Source organism: Streptomyces botrytidirepellens (genome assembly GCF_003721215.1).
In the GTDB taxonomy this organism is placed as follows: domain Bacteria; phylum Actinomycetota; class Actinomycetes; order Streptomycetales; family Streptomycetaceae; genus Streptomyces; species Streptomyces himastatinicus.
The window spans coordinates 1-4,329 of sequence record NZ_RIBZ01000612.1; the positions used below are offsets into that span (position 1 = coordinate 1).

At 73.5% G+C, this 4,329-nt stretch carries 2 protein-coding genes; both read left to right on the forward strand.

Annotated elements, in window-relative coordinates; translation table 11 throughout:
- Nucleotides 1-3,107 (forward strand): type I polyketide synthase (locus tag EEJ42_RS33715; RefSeq protein WP_123105855.1); only part of this gene is annotated, 3,107 nt, incomplete at its 5' end.
- Nucleotides 3,104-4,329: type I polyketide synthase (locus EEJ42_RS33720; RefSeq protein WP_184503407.1), on the forward strand; the 1,226-nt coding region annotated here is incomplete at its 3' end. The genes EEJ42_RS33715 and EEJ42_RS33720, both read left to right, overlap by 4 nt.

Below are 4,329 nucleotides of genomic sequence, written 5' to 3' on the forward strand. Positions count from 1 at the left end.
GCATCACCACCCTCCACACCCACGGCGTCCGCCACTACCTCGAACTCGGCCCCGACGCCACCCTCACCACCATGGCCCAGGACGCCCTGCCGGAGGGCGCCACCTTCGTCCCCACCCTCCACCGCGACCGGGACGAGAACCACACCCTCCTCACCGCCCTGGCCACCGCACACACCCACGGCGTCCACGTCGACTGGACACCCCTGATCGGCGAGTCCAGCACACCCACCACCCTTCCCACCTACCCCTTCCAACGCCAGCGCTACTGGCTGGAGACGTCGCAGCCCCCCGCCGGCGCCCCGAACACCTCCACCCACCCCCTCCTCACCGCTGCGATCACCCTGCCCGACGGGGAAGGCGCCGTGTTCACCGGAGAGGTGTCGCTCAAGGCCCAGCCGTGGCTGAGCGATCACGTCGTCCACGGAACGGTGGTGCTGCCGGGCGTGGCCTTCGTGGATCTGCTGCTGCACGCGGCCGGGTACGTCGGCTGCGATCAGATCGAAGAGCTGACGCACCATGCCTTCCTGGCCGTGCCGGAGCGGGGCGCCCGGCAGCTGCGGCTCACCGTGGGGGCCGCGGACGAGGCCGGGCGGCGGTCGTTCGCGCTGTTCTCGTCGGAGAGCGGGGCGGCCGAGGAGACGGCCGAGTGGACCCGCCATGCCAGTGGCTTCCTCGCCGATTCCGCGCCGGAGCCCGCGTTCGACCTCACGACGTGGCCGCCCGCCGAGGGCGAGTCCGTCGACGTCGAGGAGTTCTACCGCGGGTTCATCGGGCGCGGATACGAGTACGGGCCGCTGTTCCGGGGCTTCCGGGCGGGCTGGCGGGTCGGTGACACCCTCTACGCGGAGATCGCGCTCCCGGACGGTACGGACCCGGAGGCGTACGGCGTTCACCCCGCCCTGCTGGACTCGGCGCTGCACCCGCTGATGCTGTTCTGGTACGAGTCGGAGCGCGTACGGCTGCCCTTCTCGTGGAGCGGTGCGGCGTTGCACGCCGTCGGCCCGTCCCGGTTGCGGGTGCGGCTGTCCCGTTCGGAGCGGGACGTGATGTCGCTGGCAGTGGCCGACGCCACGGGCGCTCCCGTGCTCACCATCGCCGGGCTGGCGATGCGCGAGGTGGCGCCGGATCAGCTGGCCGCCGCCCGGGCCCGGCAGAGCGATGCCCTCTACGAGCCGAGCTGGCTCCCCGTGCCCGCGCCCGCGTCGCAGACCGGCGGCCCGTGGGCGGTGGTCGGCGTGACGGAGGTGGCCGCCGCGCTCCGTACCGCCGGGATCGACGCGGTCGACCACGCCACCCTCGCCACGCTCGGCGGGGAGGGCGCCAAGCCGCCGCAGATCGTGGTGGCGGGCCCTGCCCGCTCCGACGGCGGCGACCTGGCGGCGGACGCCCACACCGCGGCCGCCGAACTCCTCGCCCTGGTCCAGGACTTCGTCTCCCACGAGCCCCTCGCCGACGCCCGGCTGGTGGTGCTGACCCGAGGGGCGGTGGCCACGGAGGACGGTGAGCCGGTGCCGGATCCCGCGGCGGCCACGGTGTGGGGACTGATGCGCTCCGCGGACGCGGAGTATCCCGGCCGGTTCGTACTGGTCGACCTGGACGAGTCGGACGCCTCGTACCGCGCGCTCCCGGCGGCGCTCGCCACGGGCGAACCCCAGCTCGCCATCCGCGGCGGTGAGCTGCGCGTGCCCCGGCTGGTGCGCGCGACGCTGCCCGCGGCAGAAACACCAGGAACTCCGGAGACCGACGGCGGGGCGAACGGCATCGGGCTCGACCCCGAGGGGACCGTGCTCATCACCGGCGGCACCGGCACCCTCGGCGGCCTGCTGGCCCGGCACCTCGTGGAGCGGCACGGTGTACGGCATCTGCTGCTGGCCAGCCGGCGCGGCCCGGCGGCGGACGGCGCGGCCGAACTGGCCGCGGAGCTGAAGGCGCTGGGCGCCGACGTGTCCCTCGCGGCTTGCGACACCGCGGACGCCGAGGCGGTGTCCGGACTGCTGCGGTCGATTCCCGACGCGCACCCGCTGACCGGTGTGTTCCACACGGCCGGGGTGCTGGACGACGCCGCCGTCGCCTCGCTGACGCCGGAACGGCTCGCGCGGGTGCTGCGGCCCAAGGTCGATGCCGCCTGGCATCTGCACCGGCTGACGGAGGACCTGGACCTGGCCGCGTTCGTGCTGTTCTCCTCCGCCGCGGGGGCCATCGGCAATGCGGGGCAGGCCAACTACGCGGCCGCGAACACCTTCCTGGACGGGCTCGCCGCCCACCGCCGGGGGCGCGGCTTGCCGGGTCTCTCGCTGGCGTGGGGCCTGTGGGCGCAGACCAGCGAGCTGACGGCGGGGCTGGATCCGGTCGGGCGGGCGCGGTTGGGTCGCGGTGGCATCGGCGCGATGCGCACGGCCCAGGCGCTCGGCCTGCTCGACCTCGCCCTGGGCTCACCGCAGGCGCTCCTGGTGCCCGCGAAGCTGGACCTGGCCCGGCTGGGCGAGGGCGATGCCCCGGTGCCCCCGGTGTTGCAGGGGCTGGTCCGCTCGCGGGCCCGGCGGGCTGCCGCCACGGGTGGTGCGGCGGCCCCGGACACGCTGCGGCAGCGGATCGCCCCGCATGACGAGGCCACGCAGCTGGACATCCTCCTCACCTATATCCGCGGGCAGGTCGCCGCGGTCCTCGGCCACGGTTCGCCGGACGCCATCGACGCCGACAGCGGATTCCTGGAGATGGGGCTCGACTCGCTCACCACCGTCGAGTTCCGCAACAACCTCAACCACGCCACCGGCCTCCGACTGCCGCCGACCACCCTGTTCGACTACCCCACGCCGGTGCAGCTGGCCTCCATGCTGCGTGCCGAACTGGCCCCGGTCCGGGCCGTCGAGGAGGTTCCGCAGGCGCTGGTCGCCGAGTTGGACCGGCTGGAGAGCAGTCTGCGAACCGCCGTTCCCGGTGTCCGTACCGCGGTGGCCGCGCGCATGCAGGCCCTCCTGCTGAAGCTGAACGGCGCGGGCCCGGAGGACGCCGCACCGGAGCAGCCGGGGGCGGAGGGCGTGACGATCGAGTCCGCGACGGACGACGAGATCTTCGACTTCATCGACAACGAGCTGGGGCTCTCATGAACGAGGACAAGCTGCGCGACTATCTCAAGCGGGTGACCGCCGACCTCCAGCGCACCCGTCAGCGGCTGGCCGAGGCGGAGTCACGGAGCCGCGAGCCGATCGCGGTCGTGGGCATGGCCTGCCGGTTCCCCGGCGGGGCCACCACGCCCGAGGGGCTGTGGGAGCTGGTGTCCGAGGGCCGTGACGGGGTGGGGCCGTTCCCGGACAACCGGGGCTGGGACCTGGACGGCCTGTACGACCCGGACCCCAACGCCACCGGGAAGACCTACGCCCGTCAGGGCGGCTTCCTCTACGACGCCGACCGCTTCGACGCCGAGTTCTTCGGCATCAGCCCCCGCGAGGCCCTCGCGCTCGACCCCCAGCAGCGGCTGCTCCTCGAAACCAGCTGGGAGTGCGTGGAGAGCGCCGGGCTGTCCCTGGGCGAGCTGCGCGGCAGCCGTACGGGGGTGTTCAGCGGGGTGTCCGGGCACGAGTACGCGTCGCTCATCCACCGCGGCCCGGAGGATGTCGAGGGTCATCTGCTGACCGGTACGACGCTCAGCGTGGCGTCCGGGCGGATCGCGTACACGCTCGGTCTGGAGGGCCCGGCGGTCACCGTGGACACCGCGTGTTCCTCCTCGCTGGTGGCGCTCCACATGGCCTGCCAGTCGCTGCGGAACGACGAGTCGACCATGGCCCTGGCCGGTGGCGCAGCGGTGATGCCGACGCCGGGGATGTTCGTGGAGTTCAGCCGACAGCGCGGGCTGGCGCCCGACGGCCGGTGCAAGTCGTTCGCGGCCGCCGCCGACGGCACCACCTGGGCCGAGGGCGCGGGCACGATCCTGCTCGAACGGCTCTCGGACGCCCAGGCCAACGGGCACACCATCCTGGCCGTCATCCGCGGCTCGGCGGTCAACCAGGACGGCAAGAGCAGCCAGTTGAGCGCGCCCAACGGCCCCGCTCAGCAGCGCGTCATCCACGCCGCCCTCGCGAGCGCCGCGCTGACTCCGGACCAGGTGGACGCCGTCGAAGGTCATGGCACCGGCACCACGCTCGGTGATCCCATCGAGGCACAGGCCCTGCTCGCCACCTACGGGCAGAACCGCGACGAACCCCTCTGGCTGGGCTCCTTCAAGTCCAACATCGGCCACGCCCAAGCAGCGGCCGGTATCGGCGGCGTCATCAAGATGATCCAGGCCATGCGCCACGCCACCCTGCCCCAAACCCTCCACGTCGATGAGCC